Raw genomic sequence first — 23,685 nt, 5'->3', positions numbered from 1 at the left:
CCGAAATTCCCTCTCCATTCGGGCTCAACTCTCGCTACCGAGGAATAGCCGGCGATGGGTTTCGATTAAGCCCATCAGATAATCCCACACCATTCGCACCCGCTTGAGCCGGAGGCGGTCCGCGTGCGCCGCCAGCCAAAACGTATGCTGAAAGTGAGCTTCATCCGGCAACACTTTGATCAATCGTGGATCATCGGCGCTGATATAGGGCGTGAGCACCGCCAGCCCGACCCCCGCCAGCACGGCTTCTTTGTGGGCTAACATGCTGGTGCTGCAAAAACGCAGTTTTGGAGCTTCGCATAATTTTTCCAGAAAGCGCAATTCCTGGCTCAGCAAGAAATCGTCGATATAAGCGATGAAGGGGTGCCGCGCCAGCTCGGCCCGGGTTGTAATCGGGCCACAGGCCTCCAGGTAGCCCCGCGACCCATAGAGAAAATAACTGTAATCCGTCCACCGGGCGACCACGTAAGGGCCGCGGCGCGGCGGTTCCAGCGTGATGGCCAAATCCGCCTCGCGGCTGGCTAGATTCGCCAGCCTCGGCAGCGCCAGTAACTCGACGGTCAGATTCGGATAATCGTCGAGCAGCGGCTTGAGGTGTGGGGTCAGGAAGCACACCGCCAGCCCTTCGGGGGTGCCGAGCCGTACTTCGCCGCGCACGGAGAGGTCCTGACCTGACAACGCCTCCGACAGCACCGCGACGGTGGCTTCCACCTGCTCCGCCATCGGCAACAAGGCATGGCCGGCTTCCGTGAGCACCAATCCATCGCGGTGGCGATTGAATAGCCGGGTCCCCATCGCCCGCTCCAGCCCTTCGATCCGGCGCGACACGGTGCTGTGCTCGACTTGCAGGCGGCGGGCGGCGGGACTGAGCCGACCCAAACGTGCCGCCGCCAGAAAATAGCGCAAGTCGTTCCAATCCAGCTCGCGTTTCATCGCCTACCTCTCAAGCGCTCATGACCCTGAAATTGAGTGTGGTCGAGTCCGTGCATTTCCGCACAGAATTTTTAATCTTTTTGCAAATTTTCACCTTGACAGCTGGCTGCTATGCTTGAATCAGCCGGCCCACATCGGCCGTCCAATCGGCGCCAGCGCCAAACGCCAACGAACCGCTTGAAGGAAACCTTCTAATGTTGGGAGTTATCGGCATAATCCTGTCATTGGGCCTGTTGATGTATCTCGCCTATCGAGGCATCAACGTGCTCGTTTTGGCCCCAATCATGGCCTTGTTGGCCGTGTTGATCGGCGGTAGCGCGCATTTGCTGCTGCCCACTTACACCCAAGTGTTCATGAAGGAACTGGGCGGCTATTTGCTCAAGTTTTTTCCGCTGTTCATGCTGGGGGCGATCTTCGGCAAGCTGATGGACGACTCCGGCTCGGCCAAGAGCATCGCCCACTGGATCGTCGATAAGGTCGGCCGAGACCGGGCCATCCTCGCCATCGTGCTGTCGTGCGGCATCCTGACTTACGGCGGTGTGTCGCTGTTCGTGGTGGCTTTTGCCGTTTATCCGATCGGTGCGGCGCTGTTTCGCGAAATCGGGATGCCCAAGCGCTTCATCCCCGGCGCCATCGCCTTGGGCTCCTTCACCTTCACCATGACCGCATTCCCCGGCACCCCGGCGATTCAGAACGCTATCCCCTCGCCGTTTTTCGGCACCAACACCTTCGCCGCACCCGGTCTTGGCACCATCGGCGGCTTGATCATGATGATCCTCGGCACTCTCTGGTTGCATACTCGCGCCAAGCGGGCCATGGCCGCCGGCGAAGGTTACGGTGAACACACCAACGAAAACCTGAATCCCGACCAAGGCAGCGACCAGCTTCCCTCCTTTTTCATGGCGCTGCTGCCGATTCTGTTGGTGATCGGCCTGAACGCCCTGTTCACCTATGTGGTATTTCCCAGCATCGACGCCAGTTATCTGGCGGAGCCGAAATACGGCGCCACCAAGCTGTCGGCGGTGGCGGGCTTGTGGTCGATCATCGTCGCGCTGATCATCGCCATCTTGTTCATCGTGATCGTGCACTGGCAACGCTGGAAGAACGTCGTCGAATCGCTCAATGCGGGCACCATGGGATCGCTGCTGCCGATCTTCAACACCGCGTCCGAAGTCGGCTACGGCAACGTCATCGCCTCCCTGCCCGCCTTCGTGGTGGTGAAGGACGCCGTGCTGGGCGTTTCGCAAAATCCGCTGGTTTCGGAAGCGGTCGCGGTCAACGTGCTGGCGGGCATCACCGGCTCGGCTTCCGGCGGCATGAGCATCGCCCTGAGCACGCTGGGAGCGAAGTACCTGGAGCTGGCCAACGCCATCGGCCTCAGCCCGGAACTGCTGCACCGGGTCGCGGTGATGTCCTCAGGCTGCTTCGACTCCCTGCCTCATAACGGTGCGGTCATCACCTTGCTCGGCATCTGCAGGCTGACCCACAAGCAATCCTATTTCGACATCTTTATGGTGTCGGTGATCATTCCCTTGATCGCTCTGGTGACAGTCATCACGCTGGGATCGCTGTTCGGAAGCTTCTAAACCGCTAAGCCCGCCCCCTCCGTGGGGCGGCGTTCCCCGCAAGCGCCATCGAGAGGAAATTTCCATGCAGCATCCCTTGCTTGCTTTGCTCAACATCCCCGAACGCGGCAAAGTGGTCAGCGCCCGCGAAGCGGTGAGCTTGATCCGCCCCGGCGATACCCTAGCCACCAGCGGTTTCGTTGGCACCGGCTTTGCCGAGGACATCGCCTGCGCCCTAGAGGAGCTTTATTTGACCCCGGACGATGACCCGGCAACGCCGGGGCTGTCCAAACCGCGCGACCTGACCCTGGTGTACGCCGCCGGCCAAGGCGACGGTAAAACCAGAGGGCTGAACCACCTGGGGCACGAAGGGCTGGTCAAGCGGGTGGTCGGCGGCCATTGGGGTCTGGTGCCGAAACTGCAAGCGTTGGCGGTGGCTGAAAAGATCGAAGCCTACAATCTGCCCCAGGGCGTCATCACTCATTTATACCGTGATATCGCCGCCGGCAAGCCGGGCACGCTGACCCACGTCGGGCTCGGTACGTTCGTCGATCCGCGCCACGGCGGCGGCAAGCTCAACGCCGTCACTCACGAGGATTTGGTCGAGGTCATGACCGTCGGCCAGCGGGAATATCTATTTTATAGGGCGTTTCCGATCAACGTCGGCATCATCCGCGCCACCACCGCCGATATCGACGGCAACCTGACCATGGAGAAAGAGGCGCTGACGTTGGAGTCGCTGGCGATCGCCACCGCCGTGCGCAACTCCGGCGGCATCGTCATTGCGCAGGTGGAGCGGGTGGCCGAACGCGGCATCCTGAAACCCAAGGATGTGCGCGTCCCTGGCATTCTGGTCGACTGCATCGTGATCGCGCCGCCCGAACATCACTGGCAAACCTTCGCCACACTCTATAACCCGGCCTTTTCCGGTGAAATCAAGGTGCCGCTGGCCTCGATTCCGTCGATCCCGATGAGCGAACGCAAGATCATCGCCCGGCGTTCGGCTTTTGAGTTGCCCTTGAACGCCATCGTGAATCTGGGGATCGGAATGCCGGAGAGCGTCGCCAACGTCGCCGCTGAGGAAAAGATCATCGATCTGCTCACCATGACCGCCGAGCCGGGCGTGGTCGGCGGCATTCCGGCCGGTGGTTTGGACTTTGGCGCCTCGACCAACGTGCAAGCCATCATCGATCAGCCCAATCAATTTGATTTCTACGATGGCGGCGGCTTGGACCTGACGGTGCTGGGGCTGGCGCAAGTAGACGCTCAGGGCAACTTGAATGTTTCGAAGTTCGGGACCAAGATCGCCGGCGCGGGCGGATTCATCAACATCAGCCAAAATTCGCGGAAAGTGGTGTTCGCCGGCACCTTCACCGCCGGCAAACTAAAAATCGCGGTGGAACAGGGCCAGTTGCGCATCCTGCAAGAAGGTGAGACCCCCAAGTTCATCGAACAGGTCGAACACCGCACCTTCAGCGGCGTGGTGGCCAGCCAGCGCAACCAGCCGGTGCTGTACGTCACCGAACGGGCGGTGTTCCGCCTGACCGCCGACGGGCCGGAACTGATCGAAATCGCTCCCGGCATCGACCTGGAGCGGGAGGTGCTGGCGCGGATGACCTTCCAACCGCGCGTCAGCCCGCAGCTTCGGCTCATGGACGCGCGGATTTTCGGTGAGGGGCCAATGGGGCTACGCGACATCCTGTTGGTGCAACCGCTCGACCAGCGCCTGTCCTACGATCCGGCCAAGAATTTGTTCTTCATCAATTTCGAGGGATTGGCGATCCGCCGGCGGGAGGATATCGAGCGCATCCAGACGGCGGTGACCGACAAGCTCGAACCGCTCGGCAAAAAAGTATTTGCCATCGTCAATTACGACAATTTTTCGATCGTGCCGGAGTTGGTGCGGGAGTACATGGAACTGGTCGGCTATCTGGTGGAACACCACTACGTCGGCGTGACCCGCTACACCACCAGCGCTTTTCTGCGCGCCCGCTTGGGAGATGCGCTGCGCGAGCATGATCTCACGCCGCATATCTACGAAACCGCCGCCGAAGCCGCCGCGCGGCTCAATCCAGCACAGGGAATTTGAGGGTTACTAAAATCGCGGATTCATGCTGAGGCGGCTGATGGGTCGCTTCAGCTAAGGATCGGTGTTTGAAGGGGTTCCAGGGAAAAATCCGGCAACGGTTCAATCTTCGCTATTTTCGGCGCTGACGATGCTCGTGTCATCATCCCCCAACCGATCATCCATCCGCCGCATCACCTCGGCAAGCTGTCGCCTGATGACTCGCACCGCCGGCTCCAGTTGCACGATACGGCGCTCCATCCGTTCCAACTGGGCATCCTGCCATTCAGGATGTTTTATGAGCGACTCCATGGCGTTTTCCAATTCACCCAAACGCTGCTCCATGGCATGGCTCACCCGCATTAGCGAACGGCTGCCACCGCCTGATCTTTGGATGCCACTTTCGCCGCCGCTCTGGTTCTGGTTCAATTCCTGGCCGACCGATTCGACGGCGGCCACCGAAAACTCATTCAATTCTTCCAAAAAACCATACAACAACAGTCGATCACAAAAAACGTTGATCAAACGCGGCACACCCTGAGTAAATCGGTAGATGGCGGCGTAAGCGTCTTCGACAAACGTCGGCTTCCACCCTTCCCAACCGACCACGCGCAACCGGTGCTCGATATAGTCCCGCGTCTCCTCCCGGCTGAGCGGCGTGAGATGGCTGGACGCGATCACCCGCTGCCGGAGTTGCTCCATGCCCGGCTCTTGCAAGGTAAAGCGAAATTCCTCCTGGCCTAGCAGAAAGCTCTGCAACAAAGGCGTTTCACCCACCTGGAAATTCGACAGCATCCGCAGTTCTTCCAGCGATCTGGCCGGTAGATTCTGCGCCTCATCCACGACCAGCAGCACCCGTCGTCCCTGCCGGGCATGACCGCGCAGAAAATCCTCGAAATGCTTGAGTAAGGCCGCCTTGCCCATTTCCTCGTAGGGCAACCCGAAAGAAGCCACCACGCTGCGCAGCAGCTCGTCGGCCTCCAACTGGGTGGTGACCAGTTGCGCGGCGACGACTTGGTTGGAATCGAGCTCTTGAAAAAGATTCTTCACCAAGGTGGTTTTGCCCGTCCCGATGCCACCGGTGATGACGATGAAGCCCTCGCCCTGACTCAATCCGTAGCGCAAGTAGGCCAACGCCCGCGTGTGAACGCGACTGCCGAAGAAAAATCGCGGATCGGGACTCAGCTGGAAAGGCTTGGTGCTGAAACCGTAATAATCAATATACATTTAGGATTTAAAATTTCATATTAAAACGAATATTAAGCCGGTTCTCACGAAAACCTCGCTCGGCGGGGTCGGCGTCGTTCTCGTAATAGCGATAGCTGATCAAACCGCCCGCATCGGGCGTGAACGCCCGCGCCAAGCCAATCACCGATACCCAATACTCGTTATTCTGAACCTGGCCTTGTTGATTTTCACCCAACTCATCGCGCTCCCAGCCCGTTCCGATAAACGAGGCGGTCCGGGGCGCGAATCGCCACGTCCAAAGCGCGCCGGCCCCGTAAATCTTTTCGTCATCCGTGGTGTTTTGACCGGTCCGATCCTCGTTAAACGCATTGATCGACCAGTCGGTCGAGCCGCGTCGATAGGTCATGCCCGCATCGAACCGCTTGCGCCGAAAATTGCGGTTGCTCAGGCCGAATGGTCCTTCGGTAGCCACGGCCTGACCCTGATCGCTGAGAGGCAGGGGTTGGCCGTCCGGACCCACGCCGAGCAACCCGTTACCAAACAATTGCCGCTCGTTGGTCACTTCATCGGTATAGGCCAGCGACCACACGCTGGCCCGAGTCCGGTGATTGAACAAACCCTGCCAGCGCACGCCCGGATCGACCCCAAAATCCTGCTTGCGCCGGCTGATCCGCAAGTTGGTGCGGGTCGATGGATTCCAGCGCCCGGATAGCTCGTTGACATCCGGCCCATACAACCCTTTGACTTCCAAGAAACGGCTGGGCGTCCAGACCGCCCCCAGGCCCCAATAGGTGCCATCGGGGCTATTTGCGAAACCCGTGACCTGATTGTTTTCGTAGCCCGCTTCACCCAGCAAAGCCCACTCTTTGTCGAGTTGATAGTTCAACTGAGCGGTGGCGTGTTCTTGCTTGTCGTCACCATTGGCGAGGGCGTTGACGGTTTGTTGATTATCCTGCTGTTCTTGCTGATAAAAATAAGCGACATTCCAACGTACCTTGCTGGATTGACGGCCGCTGGTCAGATTCAATTCGACCGTATTGATCTGGCTGTCACCGGTCGTGGTCCTGACATCCGGCTGTTGTGGGTCGACGTTGCTTTCTTCGTCATAAAACACCGTATCGTAGCGGTAGCGCAACAAGACATCGGCCCAACCCCCTAGATTCTGGCGCCAGTAGGGGCTGATCCCAAAACGATAACCGGTCGCTTGATTGTCGGTCAGCGCAATATCGTTGAAAATGGTCAGCGGGTTGAACAAATCTCTCCCGCCCGGCAGCCCCAAATCGAAATTGCTGAAGACGGACAAACCGGAAGGAACCCCACCGGCCGACCCCAAGTTGCCGGCATCGGTCCGCCCGTTCGAGCTGACGGCTACTTGCGAGATCAAGCCATAAGCGTCCAAAAACAGGTTTTTCTGCAAAAGCTCGGCGGTTCCAAACGCCTGTAGTTCATTATTGATCGTGCTGGCGTCACCGTTGTTGGTGTACAGCAGCCCTTGGGCCGTGTAATCGAGCCGCAGATCGAGCCGTCCTCCCCGCTTGCGTACGCTCAGGCCCGGATCCACATGGAAGAGGAGATCGTGCTCGGCGTTAGCAGGCGCCAGCCTAATATTATCCGAATAGGTGGAACCGAGACTGATGCGCGGGGTGATGCGCCACTCTCCCGCTCTATTATCGACTTCTTGGGCCTGCGCCCGAGCGCAGCCCACCGCCAGCGCCGCCGCCAATAAGGCTTTGCTCAGCTTGAGGCTCCGGCGTCCTTCGGTCGTTTGCACGCGGCTTGCGAATTTCATGTTTCCCCTCCAAGACCGGACAACCCCATCGGTTATCCGACTTCCTCTCCGCTACCGCGACTGTACTGGTAACCATAATCGTAAGTACGATACTTCGAACCGAAAACCTCGCGGGTTTTGTTCAGTAGGAATCCGACGATCTGATCGGGATTTAGCATGGACAAGGCGTCTTTCACCTGGGATTGCAGGGTTTTCTCCGCCTCGACCACCATGATGACTTGCCCCATCAGGCTGGCCAAAATGCTGGCCTCGGTCGTCGCCAGCAAGGGAGGCGCATCGAAAATAATGATCCGGTCGGGATAGCGCTGGCTCATCTCCGAGGTCAAGCGCCGCATGTTTTCGCTCGCCAGCAATTCCGCCGACAAATGGTGGGTGCCCCCCGCCGGCAAAACGGTCAACGCGGGAATGTTGGTATTGACCAGCACATCCGCCAAATCCAGCCGGTCATCGATTAAAAAATCCACCAGCCCTTGTTCGGCCTCGAACCCCAGGGTTTTGGTGACCGAGGGTCTGAGGATATCAGCATCCACCAGCAAAACCGTGCGGTTGCGCTCGGTCGCGATGCTCAAGGCCAGATTGCACGCGGTAAACGTTTTGCCCTCGCCGGGGCGGGCGCTGGTTATCCCCACCAGATTCGGATGTTTGGCGATGGTCGCGCCTTTACCGTCCATGTTCATGAGCAACGTCCGTTTGATGTGGCGATACTCTTCCTTGGTCCGACTGCGTTGGGCGTCCACAACCAACAAACCCGCGGCGCGCATCCGTTCCATATCCAGCGTCACCGAGCGCTGGGTTCGCTTGTTAACCGCCTCGGGAACGCGAACGACGGTCTGCTCCTTGGTCAACCCAGCGGTTCTTTCGATGCTGTCTCCCGGACCGGCAACCGGCGGGCGCACGACGGGCGGCGCGCTCGCGCCTGGAGCCGGCGACCGACCGAACATGGCTTTTTCAATACTATCCATCGTCCTTCTCCCTACCACCCGCTCGCGGTCATTGAAACCCCACTTGGTCGACAATGATCAAGCCGGCGTAGACCAACATCAGTATCCCGACCAATCCGACATACACGATCGCCATTCTGCGCTCTCGGCTGACGACGGCCGGCGGCAGGACCGCGCTGACGCTGCCAAACACCGGAATGTCGGCGATCTGCTTCAGGCTGAAACGGCTGTCGAAGGTAGGCCAGAGTTGCGCGATCAGGAAAGCCAGCCCCATACCGGCCGCCAAACCGGCGCCCAGCACCGCGGACATCAACAACAGCCGGTTGGGGCCGGTCGGTTTCAACGGCACGCGAGGCGGATCGAGAATCTTGAAACGGATCTCTTGTTTGGAGCGTTCGGCTTCTTGAGACAATTTCACCGATTCGCGCCGCGACACCAGTTCATCGTATTTCTTGCGGGTGACTTCGTAGTCGCGGTTCAGCGCCGCCAATTCGGCTTCAATCTGCGGCAAGACGCTGACTTGTGACTGTAGCTCTCGATAACGCCTTTGGTACTCGTCGACCCTGACCCGCAGCGAAGCGACATTAGCCTCTTCCTCAGCCAGCCTGACCTTGAGCTGCTGATAGACGGTATTGACGTTTTGCGCCCTGGAACCGCCGTTGCCGCTCTCGGCCAAACTGGCTGCATAGCGCATGCGCTCCTGCTCGCGCTGTTTTTTCAGATCGGCGATAGTCTGTTTCAATATATTGACATCTGGATGCTTGGCAGTGAATTTGATCAACAGCTCATCCAGGTTCTGCTCCAAGCTCTGAATGCGCTGGTCGATGGGCAAGGCGACCACCTCGCCGTCGCCGCGCAGCTGCTGCTGGAGGGCTTGACCGAGCTGCTGTTGCAAGGAATTACGGCGGTTTTCCGCTTGGGAAAGCTCCAGCCGCCCCGCGGAAAGATCCGAGGCGTATTGCTGCAAGCGGCCGTTGTAGTTCTGGCCTTCCGAAGGCATCAACCCCGCATTTTTGAGCTTGAACGCCTTGAGCCGGTCTTCGGCTTCCAGCAGCCGAACCTCGTAATCGGCGATTTGTTCATCGAGAAACCGCTGGGCGGCCGCGGAATCCTGTTGGTTGCCACCGACCAAATTGCTCTCGAAAACCGCCAGCGCCGACTCCACCACCCGCTTCGCAAACTGCGGATCGCGATCCTCGTAGGTAATCGTGTAAAGATTTTCCTTCTCCCGACCCGTACCCACCAAGTTAATCTTGTTCTGGAGCTTGGTGAGCCACCGCTCCCTAGCCTCCAAGTCCTGAATCTGGTTGTCCAAACCGGCTTTGTGGGCGATCTGTTCCAGATTCGGGCGAGTCAACAAGGTTTTCATGATCAACCCGACCTGAGTGTCGGGATTGACTTCCACCGTCAACCCTTGCAGCAGGGGCCGCAAGATGGTTTGCGTGTCCACGAAAGCCTTGGCCGAGACTTCATACTGATCGGGCAGTCTGAGCACCACGATCCAGCCGATCACACAAATCAGCCACGCCAAGGCCATGGCATACCAGCGCTTACGCCATATCCCGCGCATATAGCTCAGGATTTGCTCGACAAGATCGTTCATGTCCGACTCTCTTGGCCCGCCACCATCAGCTCAAAACCACGATTCAGGAACGATCAGGATATCTCCAGGCAACATGTCGACATTCGCGGTGATATCGCCGTTGAGGAGATCGTTCAAGCGCACTTGATACTCCTGCTGCTTGCCCTCGACGATGCGCACCACCTTGGTCCGGTTGCCATCGGCGAACTCGCTCAAGCCGCCCACGGCCACCATCACGTCCAACAAAGTCATTTTCTGCCGGTAGGCGATCGCTTGCGCCCGCGGTCCGGCCGACCGACTGGTGTCAGTGGAGGTGCTCTGCTGGCTGTTGACTTGGCCGATGACCCGGATCTGCTCGCTGTAGGGACCGATACCCCCCGCGACGATCACGGTGACAATAGGCTGGCGGATATAGGTTTCCAGCGCCTTTTCCAGATCGCGAGCCAGTTGGTTGGGCGTCTTGCCGCTGGCCTGCAAATCCTCCACCAACGGCGTCGTGATTTTGCCGTCCGGTCGGACGGTGACGGTCTGCGAAACTTCGGGGTTACGCCAGACGAAAATCTGGAGCTGGTCACCCGGACCTATCTGATAGTTATAGGTTTCCGGTGTAGAAGTCTGGGAGCTATAAGCCGTCGATGGCGGCAGACCACTCTCTGGCTTGGCACAGGCGGCCAATAAAACAACGGCTGCCATCACTCCCCCGATATTGGCCCATCTACCCAACACCTCACGCTTTTGCATCCGCTACAACCCCCAATACCATTGAAATATCCAAATCACTCGCTCGATTCGACAGTCCGGCCCGACCGAATCGCCATTCCGCCTCGCCAAACCGCTGGCGGCTGGAGCAGTAAACGCCAACCGATCTATTAGAAACTAATTATCCGCGTATTTTCCACATATTATCCACATAAAATATCGCCATCGTAACGACCGAGCGGTTCAGCAGTCTATAGCCATCATGCGATCAGAACACTCATCAGCGGTCTTTATAACCCTTCACAACCTAAACAAACACTATGCCGAAGGCGATCAAAAACGGGTCATCTTCGCCGACTTGAGCCTGGAGATCAATCGAGGCGAATTCGTGGCGTTGCTCGGACAGTCGGGTTCCGGCAAATCTACCTTGTTGAATCTGCTCGGCGGAATCGACCTGCCGGATGCCGGAACCCTCTGTATCGACGGCCGGGTGCTCACGGATCTGAACGAGATCGAGCGCACCCGGTTCCGCCGCCGCCATATCGGCTTCGTCTTTCAATTCTTCAATCTCATTCCGACCTTGACCGTCGAGGAAAATCTGCTGCTACCGTTGGAATTGAACGGTTTTACCACCACCGAACAGCGCGCTCGGGCCCTGGAGTTACTGGAAACTATCGGCTTGGACAACCGCCGGCGCAGCTTTCCCGAACGCCTGTCCGGCGGCGAACAACAACGGCTGGCGCTGGCTCGGGCCGTGGTTCACCAGCCTGCGCTGCTGTTAGCCGACGAGCCGACCGGCAATCTAGATACCGTCACCGGCGAACGCATCCTGGAGCTACTGCTGAAGCTGCATCGCCAATCGGGAACCACCATCATTATGGTGACTCACAGCCGGAAGGTCGCCGTTCGCGCCGACCGGATACTCCACCTGGAAGCCGGGCATATCCGGGAAATCACCCTGTGACTCCGCTGCTCTGGCGCGCCTTGTTCCGTCATCCCTTGCGGCATCCCTGGCAATTGGGGTTAGCCGTGCTCGGCATCGCGCTGGGCGTGGCGGTGGTGCTGGCCGTGGATCTCGCTAACGCCAGCGCCCGCCGGGGTTTCGAGCTCGCCATGAACCGCATCACCGGGCGCGCCACCCACCAAATCAGCGGCGACCCACGCGGCGTACCCGAAGCGCTCTACCGCGAATTACGGGTCGAGCGCGGTTTCCGATTCGCCGCGCCAGTGGTAACAGGTTATCTACCGCGCGCCGATCGCCCCGGCCAGTTGCTGCAAATTTTCGGTATCGATCCTTTCGCGGAAGCGCCGTTCCGCTCCGTTGCCGCCGACGTCACGGGCCGTGATTTCAACCTGCGGGCATTGCTGTCAGATCCAGACGCCGCGCTGCTGCCACGCGCCTCGGGCGAACAGGTGACCCTGCAACGCGGCGAAAAGCGGTTCATTTTAAAACGTGCTGGCACCTTGGAAGGCGCGGAACTGGACGGCTTGATCGTTACCGACATCAGTACCGCGCAGGGAGTGTTGGGCTTATCAGGCCGGCTTAGCCACATCGATCTGATCCTACCGAGCGGTGCCGCCGGCGAACGCGCCGCCGCCGAACTGCGAGCTTGGCTGCCCGCGAATTTACGACTGGAGCGGGCGGAAGGACGCAATCAGGCCACAGCCGACCTCAGTGCCGCTTTTTCGCTCAATCTGACCGCGATGAGCCTGCTGGCGTTGGTGGTGGGCACGTTTCTGATTTACAACGCCATGTCGTTTTCGGTGGTGCAGCGCCGTAGCCTTCTGGGGATGCTGCGCGCGCTGGGCGTCAGCCGCCGGGAGCTCTTCGTCGGGGTGCTGGGTGAGGCGCTATTGCTCGGGGTGGCGGGCGTCCTGCTGGGTGGCTTGTTGGGGTTATGGATCGGTTCGGGACTGGTGCATCTGGTCACTCGCACCATCAACGATCTGTATTACGTGTTGAGCGTTCGGGAGTTTTCGATCGATCCTGGGTCGCTCGCCAAAGGCGCGGCGCTGGGGCTGCTGGCGACGCTGGCGGCGGCCTGGTTGCCGGCGCGAGAAGCGGCGGATGCGCCACCCGGCGCGGCGCTGAGCCGCGCCAATCTGGAAAACCGCTGGCAAACCGCGCTCCCTCGGCTGGCCATGACCGGATTGTTGTTGCTGGCCAGCGGCGGCGCGGTCGTGAGCGTGTCGCATTCGCTGGTGGCTGGTTTCGTCGGCTTGTTCCTGATAATTTTCGGCGGCGCGCTGCTGACCCCGCCGGCCGTGGTCGGCCTGGTGCGACTGAATCAGCCGCTGGTAGCCCGCCTGGGCTTGGTGGCCCGCATGGCGAACCGCGACGTCACCCGCCACCTCAGCCGGACCGGTATTGCGGTTGCGGCTTTGATGGTGGCCTTCGCCACCACGGTCGGCGTGGGCGTGATGGTGGACAGCTTTCGGGGCGGCGTGGCGATCTGGATCAAGGATTTATTGAACGCGGACTTGTACGTCGCCCCGCCCGTTACGGAGGGCGGCAACAGCGCCGAGGTCTTGCAAGCGGCGACGCTGGCCGCCTTGCGCGTCACGCCCGGCGTGGCGGCGGTCTCCACCTATCGCCGGGTCACCATCGACCTCAGCGGGCGTCCCATCCAGTTGGTCGCCGTCGAACTCGCGCCCGCCGCGCAAGCCGGTTATCACCTGATCGATGGCAATCCGGCTGAAGCATGGCGTGCGTTTCAGACCGGCGAGTCGGTGCTGATCAGCGAGCCGCTCGCGTATCGCCAGCGGCTTGGCGTGGGCGATTCACTGACCTTGGCTACGGCCGAGGGTCAGCGGAAGTTCGCCGTCGCCGGAGTGTACTTGGATTATGGCTCCGAGCACGGCCGAATCCTGCTGCATCGCCCCAGCTACCAGCGCTACTGGCACGATGCCGAGATAGCCTCGGCGGCGGTGTTCGCGGTTGAAGGTGAAAATCTGGCGACGCTGCGCGAACGCTTGCAGGAGCGGCTGGGCCGCCTGCAACCGCTGATGATCCGCCCCAATCGCGACATCCAAAACCGGACGTTGGAAATCTTCGACCGCACCTTCACCATCACCAACGTGCTGCGCCTGCTGGCGATTCTGGTCGCGGTGGTCGGGGTATTGAGCGCGCTGTCAGCCCTGCAACTGGAGCGGGCGCGGGAATTCGCGGTACTGCGCGCCACCGGGATGACCGCGCGCGAGATCGGCGGCTTGGTGTCTTTGCAGACCGGTTTCATGGGCATGATCGCTGGCCTGTTGGCGGTGCCCGTCGGGCTGCTGTTGGCGGCCGTGCTGATTTTCGTCATCAACCGCCGGGCCTTCGGCTGGAGTCTGCCCTTTCAGGTTGACTCGTGGCTGTTGCTGGAAACGGTGGGATTGGCGATAGGCGCCGCGTTACTGGCCGGGCTTTATCCGATCTGGCGCATGGCTCGCGCTCGGCCCGCCGATGCGCTGCGGACCGAATAAATGCTCAATTATTATTATCGGTGGTTAGCGGGTTTGCTGGTGGCGGTGGCGCTCGTCGGCCTGACCGGCTACTGGTTCTGGCCTCGTTCGCCCGCAATCGCAAGCATTGCGGTGAGCTCCGCTTTGAGCGGAACCGATGACACCGGCTACCAGCGCGCTTATGAACCTCGCCGGTTCGACTTTCCCGACGATCACGGACCACATCCTGAATTTCGGACCGAGTGGTGGTACGCGACCGGGAATCTGGCTGACGCCAGCGGGCGGCCGTTCGGCTATCAACTCACGCTGTTTCGCATCGCGCTTGCGCCGACTCCGCCAATCCCTGATTCCAGCTGGCGCGGCAATCAAGTCTACATGGGCCATTTTGCGGTGACCGATGTAGCGCAACAGCAGCACCATCATTTTGAACGCTTCAGCCGGGGGGCGATGGGGCTGGCCGGAGCGCAAGCCATTCCGTTTCGGGTCTGGTTGGAGGATTGGGCCTTAACCGGCATTGAATCCGAGGTTTTCCCGATGCGGGTTCACGCTCGCCAGGATAACGTTGCTCTCGATCTGACGCTGCGCGCCGCCAAATCGGTCGTGCTGCAAGGCGACCGGGGTTTGAGCCAGAAAAGCGCTGAACCGGGTAATGCGTCGTACTACTACTCTTATACCCGTTTGCCGACCCAGGGAACGATCCAATTGGGAGACCGCGTTTTCACGGTAACCGGCGCAAGCTGGTTGGATCGGGAATGGAGCACTAGCGCGCTGGGGCCGGATCAGAGCGGTTGGGACTGGTTCGCGCTGCAATTGGACGACGGGCGGGACTTGATGTTTTATCGGATGCGTCGCAAGGATGGCAGCGCGGACCCGTCAAGCAATGGCACCCTGATTGCCGCCGATGGCCAATTTCGCTCGCTGGGCGGGAACGATGTGGAAGTGCAGCCGCTCGGCGAGTGGGTCAGCCCGGTGACCGGCGATCGCTACCCCGCCGGCTGGCGGTTGCGTTTGCCCGCCGAACATCTGAATTTAACCGTCACGCCGAAAGTGACCGAGCAAGAGATGCGATTGACGGTAAAGTACTGGGAAGGGGCTGTCACCGTGAGCGGCCATTCTGGGGTTAACAAAATCGGCGGGCAAGGATATCTAGAGATGACGCGATACGAAAAACCGGTCAGCCGTTAGTGCCACGCTGCCGCCGCGCTTCGAACAGAAAAATTCCGGTCGCCACCGACACATTCAAACTTTCGACGCCGCCTTCGGCCATTGGAATCCGGGCCAGATGGTCGCAGACCTCACGGGTCAACCGCCGCAGTCCTTTTTCTTCCGCGCCCAACACGATGGCGGTCGGCACGGTAAAATCGACCTGATAAAGGCTCGTTTCCGCCTCCCCCGCCGCACCGACCACCCACACACCCTGTTCCCGCAACACTCGCAACGTCCGCGCCAGATTGGTCACTGGCACCAACGGCACGATGTCCGCCGCGCCACACGCCACCTTGCGCACCGTCGCATTCAAGCCGACCGCCCGGTCATTCGGAACGATCACGGCATGAACGCCCGCCGCCGCCGCGCCGCGCAAACAGGCGCCTAGATTATGCGGGTCTTGCACGCCGTCCAGCACCAGCAGCAACGCCGGGCCGCGCGCCGCCGCCAGCAAATCCGGTAAATCGTCCTCGCCACGCGCCGTCTGACGCACCGACAACCGCGCCACGATGCCCTGATGCCGGGCATTGCCGCTCAGCCGATCCAGTTCGGCGCGGTCAGCGTAATGAACGGTCACGCCCCGAATCGTGGCCTCGTCCAGCACCGCTTGCATCCGCCCATCCCGGCGCTGGCGCTCCACCCACAACCCGCCGATTTGCTCCGGTTGGTACTTCAACGCCGCCGCCACCGCATGAATGCCGTGGATCAACTCGCCGGTCACCGCATTCAACCTTTCTTGCGCGGGCCGCGATTTCGGGGCGGGCGGCGTTTTTCTTCGCGACCCTCGGTCTCGACCAACTCAAAGTCAATTTTGCGCTCGTCCAAATCCACGCGAACCACCCGCACCCGCAAGCTGTCGCCCAGACGGTAGACCTGCCCGGAACGCTCGCCGCGCAACCGATGGCCGACCGGATCGAACTGGTAGTAATCGTTGCGTAAAGCGGTGACGTGAATCAATCCCTCCACATAAACCCCGCGCAGCTCGACGAACAAGCCAAAGCCGGTGACGCCGGTAATCACGCCATCGTAGACCTGACCGATCTTGTCGAGCATGAATTCACATTTCAACCATTCCACCGCATCGCGAGTCGCTTCATCGGCCCGGCGCTCGGTCATCGAGCAGTGCTCGCCCAAACCGATCAGATCGGCTTGGCTGTATGGGAAATCGGTGGGCTTACCACCGCTCAGGATGTGGCGGATGGCACGATGCACTTGCAGGTCGGGGTAACGGCGGATCGGCGAGGTGAAATGGGCGTAAGCGTCCAGCGCCAAGCCGAAATGCCCGGCGTTGCCGGGGCTGTAGGTCGCCTGGGCCAGCGAGCGCAGCATCACCGTCTGAATCAGATGCGCGTCAGGCCGGTCCTTCACCCGCTCCAAGACGCGGGTGTAGTCGCGCGGTGTCGGCTTCTCACCTCCGCTCAAGCCCAAACCCAACTCGCCGAGAAACGCGCGCAGCTTGTTCAGCCGATCCTCGGTCGGCCCTTCATGAATCCGATAGAGGCCGGGAACCTTGTTGCGCTGTAAAAACCGCGCGGCCGCCACGTTGGCGGCGATCATGCACTCTTCGATCAGGCGATGGGCGTCATTGCGCTCGGTCGGTAAAATCCGCTCGATCTTGCGATCCGACCCGTATTCGATCACCGTTTCCTGAGTGTCGAAATCCATCGCGCCGCGCTGCTCGCGCGCGGTCCGCAACACCTGATACAGTTCGTGCAAGCGGTCCAAATGCGGCACCAGCGCGGCGTATTCCTGGCGGAGGTGCGGGTCGCGATCGGCGACGAGGGCCGCCGCCGTGTCGTAGGTCAGTCGGGCCTGCGAGCGCATCACCGCCTCGGCGAAGCGCGAGCGGATCATCCGGCCCTCGGCGTTGAAGCTCATCTCGCAGACCATGCACAAGCGATCCACGGCGGGATTCAACGAGCACAGACCGTTGGACAGCGCTTCGGGCAGCATCGGAATGGCGCGATCCGGGAAATAGACCGAATTGCCGCGCTTGCGCGCCTCCTGATCCAGCGCCGTACCCGGCCGCACGTACCACGACACGTCGGCGATAGCCACCAACAGCCGCCAATTGGCACCGCGCCGCTCGCAATACACCGCATCGTCGAAATCGCGAGCGGTGACGCCGTCGATGGTCACCAATGGCGTGTCGCGCAAATCCCAGCGCCCTTGCGTGGCCGACGCCGGCACCGTTTCGCCGTAGTGGCCGACTTCCTTCGACACCGCCTCCGGCCAGTCCACCGGAATGCCGTGGCTGGCGATGGCGATGCGCACCTCCATGCCGGGAGCCATGTGCTCGCCCAGCACTTCCTGATCCGGCCCAGCGGTCGGCTATGCGAGCTGGGCTGTTCGATCAGTTCGGCGATGACGATTTGGCCGGCGCGGGCCTCGCCGCGCCCGTCCGCCGGCACCATGATGTCCTGATTGATTCGCTTGTTGTCGGGCACGATGAAGAAAGCGCCGCGCTCCTCACAAAAGCGCCCGACCACGGTTTCGGTGTTGCGCTCCAGCACCTCCACCACCGCGCCCTCGCGACGGCCCCGGTAATCGACGCCGATGACCCGCGCCACCGCCCGGTCGCCGTGCAACAGTTTGCGCATCTGGCGGGGCGAGAGAAACAGATTGTCCCCGCCCGCATCGGGGATCAAAAAGCCGTGACCTTCGGGATGGCCGATGACCCGACCGGGAATCAGGTTCATCTTGGCGACTGGCCCATAGCCTTCGCGGCGGTTGCGGATCAGTTGCCCGTCGCGTTCCATCGCCCGCAACCGGCGGGACAGCGCTTCGACCTCCCAACTGTCGGCGATGCTCCACTCGACACATAATTCGCCCAGGGTCAGTGGCATTCCGCGCTCTTCGAGATAATGCAAGATAAATTCGCGGCTGGGCGAAGCACGGCCATATTTTTCTTGTTCCCGGTTCAGATGAGGATCTATCTGCCGCCAGGAGTCAGGTTTTTTTCGAGTCATGAAATGTTTCGGTCAGGTTGAAAACCATGAAGGGGAAAAATTGACAGGGTTCAGGGCAAAACGTATAGTGCGCTCCCGTCGTCGTCGCAAGTGGCGCGGCGTTTATGCCGAAGTGGCGGAATTGGTAGACGCGCTAGGTTCAGGTCTTAGTTGGGGTAACCCAGTGGAGGTTCAAGTCCTCTCTTCGGCACCAGCTTCGCAAAGGCCCGGTCACACCGGGCCTTTCGCATTTTTACCCTCACCCGGCGAACGGGTCTCGCAAGACGATGGTATCAGCGCGATCCGGTCCGGTGGAGATGATGGCGATGGGCTTTTCGGTCAGCTCTTCGAGCCGCCGCAGATAGGCCTGGGTATTGGCGGGTAAATCCTGGTAGCGCCGCACGCCCGCCGTCGGTTGCCGCCAGCCGGGCAGCTCTTCGTAGATCGGTTGGCAGGCCGCCAGCGCCTCAGCGCCCAACGGCGCGCGATCGAGCCGCTCGGAGCCACGGCGATAACCGATGCATACCTGAATGCGCTCCAGCCCGTCCAATACATCCAGCTTGGTCACGCACAAGCCCGATACGCTGTTGTTCAGCAACGAGCGCCGCAGCGCTGCGGCGTCGAACCAGCCGCAGCGCCGGCGTCGGCCGGTGGTCGAGCCGAACTCATGGCCGCGTTCCGCCAGATAATCCCCGGTTTCATCGAATAATTCGGTCGGAAACGGCCCGCCGCCGACCCGCGTGGTATACGCCTTGGTGATGCCCAGCACGTAATCCAGATGGCGCGGTCCCAGCCCGGTGCCGGTCGCCGCGCCGCCCGCCGTGGTGTTGGAGGAGGTCACGTAGGGATAGGTGCCGTGATCGATGTCCAGCATCGCCCCCTGCGCGCCTTCAAACAGCACGTTGTCGCCCCGCCGGCGATAGCTGTCCAGCAAGAAAGTTACATCCGCGACCAGCGGGCGCAAGCGTTCGGCCTGCGCCAGCGTCTCATCCAAGGTCCGGCGATAATCGATCGTTTCGGCCTGAAAATAGTGCCGCAACACGAAATTATGGTAATCCATCACCTCCTCCAACCCGGCGGCAAACCGCCCCCGATCCAAGAGATCGCCCAGCCGCATCGCCCGCCGCGCGGCTTTGTCCTCATACGCCGGCCCGATGCCGCGGCCGGTGGTGCCGATGGCGCGATCGCCGCGCTTGGTCTCACGCGCCCGATCCAGCGCGATGTGATAGGGCAGAATCAACGGGCAGGCCGCGCTGAGCCGCAACCGTTCCATGACCGCGATGCCGCGCTGTTCGAGCCCGTCGATCTCGGCCAACAGCGCCGCCGGCGACAGCACCACCCCGTTGCCGATCAGGCAGTCCACCCCCTCGCGCAGGATGCCGGATGGAATCAGATGCAACACGGTTTTTTGCCCGCCGATGACCAGCGTGTGGCCGGCGTTGTGCCCACCCTGAAACCGCACCACCGCCGCCGCGTTGTCGGTGAGCAGATCCACCACCTTGCCCTTGCCTTCGTCGCCCCATTGCGCGCCGATGACGACCACATTCTTGCCCATGTCCGCTTCCTGAGAGTGGCTTAACGAGTCCGACCGCGCTCGACGGGCGGTTCCACCGCCGGGACGACGAGCCAATCGTTATCCCGGTACATTAAGATCCGGTCGCATCCCAACAGAGCGGGGGTCTCCGCCGCGCCGGGCAAGGCGCGCACCACGCGCTCCCCCTGACCGCGCAAGCTCGCCACCCGCCGCTCCAGCGCCGGATCCCCAGCGCCGGCGCGTAGATGCCGGTACTTGCGCTTTCCGCCACCGAGCCCAACGCCAGCAGGATCGCCAAATCGGTACTGAAGCCGGTCGCCGGTCGCGCCCGACCGAACACCTGGCCGATCTCGTCGTAGCGACCGCCCTGCGCCACCGCCTGACCTTGCCCCGGCACATAGGCCGAAAACAGGACGCCGGTATGGTAGTGATAGCCTCGCAATTCGGCCAAGTCGATATGGATCGGTAGTTCCGGCCGGTAACGCCGCAGCGCGGCGACCAGCCGCCGCAGCGTCTCCAGCGCCGCGCCGACCTGCGCGCCCGCGCCGGCCAACAGCGCCTCAGCTTCAGCCAACACCTCCAGCCCGCCGTTCAGTTCGGCCAAGCGCGCCAGCAGGTCAGCGTAACAGGCCGGGAGCCGCCAAGCGGCCAACAGTTCGCGAATTTCGGGTAACGCTTTGCGTTGCAGCGCTTCAAACAACCGTTTTTCCTGGTCCTGACTCAAACCGGCTTGCCGCATCAGCTCACGGAAAATCGCCACGTGTCCCAAATCCAGATGCACGTTGTCGATGTTTGCCACCGCCAGGGTTTCCAGCAGCAGGGTCAGGACTTCCAGATCGCTTTCGTGACCGCGATGGCCGTACAGCTCCACGCCCGCCTGATAGGGGCTGCGGGAGCCGCCGAAACCGTCGCCGCGCGTGCGCAGCACGGTCCCCATGTAGCACAGCCGGACCGGCCCCTCCCGCTTGAGCAAATGCGCGTCGATCCGCGCCACTTGCGGGGTCATGTCGGCGCGCACCCCCATCATGCGACCGCTTGCTTGATCGGTCAGCTTGAAGGTTTGGAGTTCGAGGTCGTTGCCGGTGCCGGTCAACAACGATTCCAAAAATTCGATCAACGGCGGAACGACCAGATCGTAACCCCAGTTTGCGTACAGATCGACCAAACTGCGGCGCAGCCGCTCCAGACGGCTGGCCGCCGGCGGCAGAATCTCCTCGATACCTTCCGGCAACAGCCAGCGATCTTCAAGCGTCATGAGGGATCGACGGGGAATCAGCGTTCATGGCTCCGTCCGGCACGGCCGCATCAGCGGAAGAAGTACAACACCAGCAAGCCCAGCAGCATACTGCTCAATCCGATCAAGCGCAGCAGCCGGTCTTCCAGTTGCGCGATTCGCAGCAGCGTCAGCCGCGAGGCCCGCGGATTGAGAAACGGCAAAATTCCTTCAAACACCAGCATCAACCCGAACGCCGCCAGCAACTCATCCCACATGTCAGCATCCGACGCCAGCGGCGCCAAGGCGGCCCAGCCCGCAGCTTGGGCGCGTCATTTCGATTGATTGAAGTAACGAAAGAGCTGAGAGTCTGGCTTTAGCACCAACACGTCGTCCCGGCTGGAAAATCCCTGCCGATACACCGCCAGACTGCGATGGAACGTATAGAAATCCTGATCCTTGCCATAAGCCTGGGCATAAATGTCGGCCGCCTGAGCATCACCCTCGCCCCGCTGCCGTTCGGCGTCGCGATAGGCTTCGGCCAGCAACACGGTGCTCTGACGATCAGCGTCGGCGCGGATGCGTTCGGCGGCCTCGCCGCCGCGAGAGCGGAACTCCTTGGCCACCCGCAAGCGTTCGGCCTTCATCCGACTGAACACCGAATTGCTGACGTCGGCGGGCAGGTCGATCCGCTTGATCCGTACGTCCACCGAGGCGATACCAAGATGGGTCGCCTGTTCCTTGAGCAGCCGGCCGAGCGTTTCCATGATCTGATCGCGGTCGCCCGACACCACGTCCTGAATGGTGCGTTTGCTGAATTCACTGCGCAGGCTGTCTTTGACGATCTGATCGAGCCGGACGTTGGCCTGGGTCGGATCGCCGCCCACCGTGGTATAGAACAGCCGGACGTCTTCGACCCGCCACATCGCGAACGAGTCGACGATGACGTTTTTCTTCTCGGCGGTCAAAAATCGTTCCGGTTCGGTGTCCAGGGTTTGCAAGCGGCGGTCGAACTTGCGGACGTTGTTGATCAGCGGCCACTTCCAATGCAAGCCCGGTTTGTAATTGTCCTGGACGATCTCGCCCAATTGGAAGCGGATGGCGGTCTGGGTTTCATCCACCGTGAACAGCGACAGCGACAGCAGCAGCACCACAGCGCCGATGACGCCGAACAACACGTTGCGAGACAGCGACAGGAACGACATCAGCGCACCTCTCGGCCGCGGTTGAGATCGCGCAAGCGGGTGGCCGCCGCCCCGCCCTCGACCGAGGGAACCGACCCAGGCGTTTCGGCCGAGGCGCCTCCTGGCGCCGCCACACCGCCGGCATTCACGCCCGCCTCGCTTGGCTTGAGCAAGCGATCCAGCGGCAAATACAGCAAATTGTTGGTCCCCTGCGCGTCCAGCAGCACCTTGCTGGTCCGGGACAGCACCGTTTCCAAGGTTTCCAGATACAACCGATCACGGGTCACGTCGGGCGCTTTTCGATAAGCCGTCAGCAGTTGGTCGAAGCGGTTGGCTTCGCCCTGAGCCTGAGCGATGGTCTGATCCTTGTAAGCGGACGCTTCCTGCAACCGCCGCGCCGCTTGGCCGCGCGCTCTGGGAATGACTTCGTTGGCGTAGGCTTCAGCTTCATTTTTCAGCCGTTGCTCGTCCTCGCGCGCCTTGATGGCGTCGGCGAAAGCATCCTGGACTTCTTCCGGGGGCTGGGCGTCCTGAAGGACCACGGTGATGATCTGCAAGCCGATGCCCCTGCTGCTGTCGCTGGAAACTTGGAGGTCGGGTTTTTCGTCTTGCGGCGCGCTCTTGATCAAGGGCGGCTCGGCCGCCTTCTGAACCGCGCCGCGTTCGCCGGCGAGTTGGAGAGCGCCGGGCGGATAATTGTCCAGCACCCGCTGGCTCAAGGATTTGATGCTCGCCACGATGTCGCTGCGGCCTTCGGTCAGCACAAAATCCATGGTGCTCTTGCCGATGGTTTCGCGCGTGGCGCTTTCCACGACGTGAACCAGCACGCTTTCCGGGTCCAGCACGTTGAACAAATAAGCCCGCGGGTCCTTGACCTGATACTGCACCGCCAGCCGCACGTCGACGATGTTTTCATCTTGGGTCAGCATCAGGGCTTCCTTGGGCATCGACCGCACTCCTTGCTGGCGGTTGTTAGCGCCCGTGGATCGATAGCCGATTTCCCGAAAACGCCGCTGCTCGATGTTGACGATTTCGACCCGATCGATAGGGAAAATACGCACATGCGGGCCCGGTAGCGTGGTTTTCAAATACTTGCCAAAGCGCAACACCACACCGCGGGTGCCTTCATCGACGATGTAGATGCTGGCGATCAACCACCCGACCAGCGCAATCAAACCGATCACCAGGCCCATGCCGGCCAGCCCGGACCCCGAAGGACCCGCGCCGCCACCGCCGCCCGCGCCACCGCCGCGTCGGCCGCCCAGCAACGCGCCGAACTTGTCCGACAGCTTGCGGATGACTTCATCGAGATCGGGCGGTCCTTGATCGCGGCCACCGCCACTCCAGGGATCACGGTTGCCGCCTCCTGGTTCATTCCACGCCATCTCGTACCC

16 protein-coding genes, 1 tRNA gene and 2 pseudogenes are annotated in these 23,685 nt (G+C 61.2%); 6 read left to right on the top strand and 13 right to left on the bottom strand.

What is annotated here, in order from left to right; translation table 11 throughout:
• Nucleotides 1-24 precede the first annotated feature (24 nt).
• Nucleotides 25-933: a LysR family transcriptional regulator gene (locus IPK09_03385; protein MBK7982657.1), complete on the bottom strand. Its 909-nt coding sequence runs from the start codon at nt 931-933 to the stop codon at nt 25-27.
• A 197-nt stretch (nt 934-1,130) separates the two neighbouring features.
• Here IPK09_03385 and IPK09_03380 point away from each other — a divergent pair, with 197 nt between their 5' ends.
• Both IPK09_03380 and IPK09_03375 read left to right on the top strand, forming a co-directional pair.
• Nucleotides 1,131-2,519 carry a GntP family permease gene (locus tag IPK09_03380; protein MBK7982656.1) on the top strand — a complete coding sequence of 463 codons (1,389 nt, stop codon included), beginning with the start codon at nt 1,131-1,133 and terminating at the stop codon, nt 2,517-2,519.
• A 64-nt stretch (nt 2,520-2,583) separates the two neighbouring features.
• Complete coding sequence (locus IPK09_03375) at nt 2,584-4,587, top strand: acyl CoA:acetate/3-ketoacid CoA transferase (protein MBK7982655.1); 2,004 nt, start codon at nt 2,584-2,586, stop codon at nt 4,585-4,587.
• Between the two features lie 99 nt (nt 4,588-4,686).
• Here the strand turns inward: IPK09_03375 and IPK09_03370 are convergent, their stop codons facing one another.
• From IPK09_03370 to IPK09_03350, 5 genes are read right to left on the bottom strand one after another with little or no spacing between them, the layout of a single operon-like run.
• Nucleotides 4,687-5,790: an AAA family ATPase gene (locus IPK09_03370; protein ID MBK7982654.1), complete on the bottom strand. Its 1,104-nt coding sequence runs from the start codon at nt 5,788-5,790 to the stop codon at nt 4,687-4,689.
• A 7-nt stretch (nt 5,791-5,797) separates the two neighbouring features.
• Nucleotides 5,798-7,540 carry a TIGR03016 family PEP-CTERM system-associated outer membrane protein gene (locus tag IPK09_03365; protein MBK7982653.1) on the bottom strand — a complete coding sequence of 581 codons (1,743 nt, stop codon included), beginning with the start codon at nt 7,538-7,540 and terminating at the stop codon, nt 5,798-5,800.
• Between the two features lie 32 nt (nt 7,541-7,572).
• Nucleotides 7,573-8,502: a tyrosine-protein kinase family protein gene (locus tag IPK09_03360; GenBank protein ID MBK7982652.1), complete on the bottom strand. Its 930-nt coding sequence runs from the start codon at nt 8,500-8,502 to the stop codon at nt 7,573-7,575.
• Between the two features lie 28 nt (nt 8,503-8,530).
• Nucleotides 8,531-10,084 (bottom strand): chain length-determining protein, encoded by a 1,554-nt coding sequence (locus IPK09_03355; GenBank protein MBK7982651.1) that lies wholly within the window; start codon nt 10,082-10,084, stop codon nt 8,531-8,533.
• A 30-nt stretch (nt 10,085-10,114) separates the two neighbouring features.
• Entirely contained in the window at nt 10,115-10,756 is a 642-nt protein-coding gene (locus IPK09_03350) for a polysaccharide biosynthesis/export family protein (GenBank protein MBK7982650.1), read from the bottom strand.
• 268 nt (nt 10,757-11,024) lie between these two features.
• Here IPK09_03350 and IPK09_03345 point away from each other — a divergent pair, with 268 nt between their 5' ends.
• Genes IPK09_03345 through IPK09_03335 form a run of 3 tightly spaced genes read left to right on the top strand, consistent with a single transcriptional unit; the run spans nt 11,025 to nt 15,391 of the window.
• Nucleotides 11,025-11,726, top strand: a complete 702-nt coding sequence (locus IPK09_03345) for an ABC transporter ATP-binding protein (GenBank protein ID MBK7982649.1) — start codon at nt 11,025-11,027, stop codon at nt 11,724-11,726.
• The gene (locus tag IPK09_03340) at nt 11,723-14,227 is read left to right on the top strand and encodes an ABC transporter permease (protein MBK7982648.1); all 2,505 of its coding nucleotides are present in this window, start codon (nt 11,723-11,725) and stop codon (nt 14,225-14,227) included. The genes IPK09_03345 and IPK09_03340 overlap by 4 nt, the downstream gene beginning before the upstream one ends.
• A complete protein-coding gene (locus IPK09_03335; GenBank protein MBK7982647.1) occupies nt 14,228-15,391 on the top strand; it encodes a carotenoid 1,2-hydratase in 1,164 nt (387 codons plus the stop codon). It begins immediately after the preceding gene.
• Here the strand turns inward: IPK09_03335 and rlmB are convergent.
• Entirely contained in the window at nt 15,381-16,133 is a 753-nt protein-coding gene (rlmB, locus tag IPK09_03330) for a 23S rRNA (guanosine(2251)-2'-O)-methyltransferase RlmB (GenBank protein ID MBK7982646.1), read from the bottom strand. The genes IPK09_03335 and rlmB overlap by 11 nt on opposite strands.
• 5 nt (nt 16,134-16,138) lie before the next feature.
• A pseudogene (rnr, locus tag IPK09_03325) lies at nt 16,139-18,381 on the bottom strand (ribonuclease R).
• 106 nt (nt 18,382-18,487) lie between these two features.
• Here rnr and IPK09_03320 point away from each other — a divergent pair.
• Nucleotides 18,488-18,574, top strand: a tRNA-Leu gene (locus IPK09_03320).
• Between the two features lie 45 nt (nt 18,575-18,619).
• Here IPK09_03320 and IPK09_03315 read toward each other — a convergent pair.
• The 5 genes and pseudogenes from IPK09_03315 to hflK form a co-directional block, all read right to left on the bottom strand.
• On the bottom strand, nt 18,620-19,915 hold the full coding sequence (locus IPK09_03315; protein ID MBK7982645.1) for an adenylosuccinate synthase: 1,296 nt from the start codon (nt 19,913-19,915) through the stop codon (nt 18,620-18,622).
• Between the two features lie 20 nt (nt 19,916-19,935).
• Nucleotides 19,936-21,149, bottom strand: a pseudogene (locus IPK09_03310) (ATP phosphoribosyltransferase regulatory subunit).
• Between the two features lie 50 nt (nt 21,150-21,199).
• A complete protein-coding gene (locus IPK09_03305) occupies nt 21,200-21,385 on the bottom strand; it encodes a DUF2065 domain-containing protein (GenBank protein MBK7982644.1) in 186 nt (61 codons plus the stop codon).
• A 54-nt stretch (nt 21,386-21,439) separates the two neighbouring features.
• Entirely contained in the window at nt 21,440-22,312 is an 873-nt protein-coding gene (gene hflC / locus IPK09_03300; GenBank protein ID MBK7982643.1) for a protease modulator HflC, read from the bottom strand.
• Nucleotides 22,312-23,676, bottom strand: coding sequence for an FtsH protease activity modulator HflK (hflK, locus tag IPK09_03295; GenBank protein ID MBK7982642.1), 1,365 nt, complete (start codon nt 23,674-23,676; stop codon nt 22,312-22,314). The genes hflC and hflK overlap by 1 nt, the downstream gene beginning before the upstream one ends.
• Nucleotides 23,677-23,685 lie beyond the last annotated feature (9 nt).

This window comes from Candidatus Competibacteraceae bacterium, from assembly GCA_016713505.1.
Lineage (GTDB): Bacteria > Pseudomonadota > Gammaproteobacteria > Competibacterales > Competibacteraceae > Competibacter_A.
Note: the sequence above shows the minus strand (reverse complement) of the source record. Positions and strands in the feature narration are given on the sequence as shown.